A 1,564-nucleotide genomic window follows, 5' to 3' on the forward strand; every position below is an offset into this window, starting at 1 on the left:
GACGCAGCAGATATTACCAGTCCGTACTGGACGCAGGGCGTCCTGGAGCCGGGAACCATTGATTTTAACCATCTGGCCAATGTGTACCTGATAACCATAGCGCCCTTTGATCTGTTTGGGAAAAGACTCTGCCGATACACATTTAAAATGAGGTGCGAGGAGGATGATTCGTTGCGTCTGGAAGATGGGGCGGTGAGGATATTCCTGAATACCAGGGGAGAGGGGGATGACCGCATCTCCCCGGAGCTTATGGCGTTTTTACGGTATGTGGAACACTCTACAAAGGAGAATGCCGCGGCAGTGGACAGTCTCAGGCTCAGGAAACTCCACGACCGTGTACAGTCCGTGAAGGGAAACGAAGGAATTGAGGTGAAATATATGCAGCTGTGGGAAGAGAAAGCCATGGAACGGTTGGAAGGGCGCCAAGAAGGAGAAAACTACTTTGCGGCCCTGACGGAAAGACTGTTAAAAGATTCCAGAACTGAGGATCTGATCAAGGCAACAAGTGACAAAGGATTCCGGGAAGTGCTTTATAAGGAGTATGGAATTAAAAACCAGATTTGATAAGATTTTCAGTGTCCTCCGTGTATAAAACGGAGGATTTTTTTCAATGTAAATATTATAATGACATCTCAATATGAGATGGGTTTCAAAAACCTTCCCTTTTTATAAATCTCCTTCCCTATAAAAATGCTGTATTTTTGTCTGTAACATTCCAATAGCACCGGCGCAAGAATATAAGGAGGATTTAGAATTAAAAATGCTTGCTTCACCGGATTCCTGGCAGTATGATAATCATATCTTAAAAAATCATAGGGCATTCGCCCGATCGGCATATCGCCGGGATTTTCCAAAGAAACCTTAACAAGGAAATCATTGTATGTTAAAATGAAGGGAGAAGGAAGTATGAAACAAAAGACAAGAAAGCCGCTGGGGGAACTGAACCTGCTGAACCGATTTCTGTTTGGCGAGGTGATGGAGGATTCCGAGACATACCAAAGTGTTTTGGAGATTATCCTGGGCCATGAGGTTAATTTACGGGATAACACCCAAAGCGAGAAGGAGATACGCACCCTGCCCACGTTCCGCGGGATCCGTCTGGATGTGTGGGGACAGGAGGAGGACGGAACGATCTACAATTCTGAGATGCAGGCATTCAACACAAGGAACCTGCCCAGACGCAGCAGATATTACCAGTCCGTACTGGACGCAGGGCTCCTGGAGCCGGGAACCATTGATTTTAACCATCTGGCCAATGTGTACCTGATAACCATAGCGCCCTTTGATCTGTTTGGGAAAAGACTCTGCCGATACACATTTAAAATGAGGTGCGAGGAGGATGATTCGTTGCGTCTGGAAGATGGGGCGGTGAGGATATTCCTGAATACCAGGGGAGAGGGGGATGACCGCATCTCCCCGGAGCTTATGGCGTTTTTACGGTATGTGGAACACTCTACAAAGGAGAATGCCGCGGCAGTGGACAGTCTCAGGCTCAGGAAACTCCACGACCGTGTACAGTCCGTGAAGGGAAACGAAGGAATTGAGGTGAAATATATGCAGCTGT

1 protein-coding gene and 1 pseudogene are annotated in these 1,564 nt (G+C 47.2%); both read left to right on the top strand.

Annotation, left to right across the window (positions count from 1 at the left end; genetic code table 11):
- Positions 1-564: pseudogene (locus tag HMPREF9469_RS30290) on the top strand (Rpn family recombination-promoting nuclease/putative transposase); the annotation flags it as partial.
- 342 nt (positions 565-906) lie between these two features.
- On the top strand, positions 907-1,564 hold a 658-nt coding region (locus tag HMPREF9469_RS30300), incomplete at its 3' end, for an Rpn family recombination-promoting nuclease/putative transposase (protein ID WP_007871746.1).

The organism is [Clostridium] citroniae WAL-17108, from assembly GCF_000233455.1.
Lineage (GTDB): Bacteria > Bacillota > Clostridia > Lachnospirales > Lachnospiraceae > Enterocloster > Enterocloster citroniae.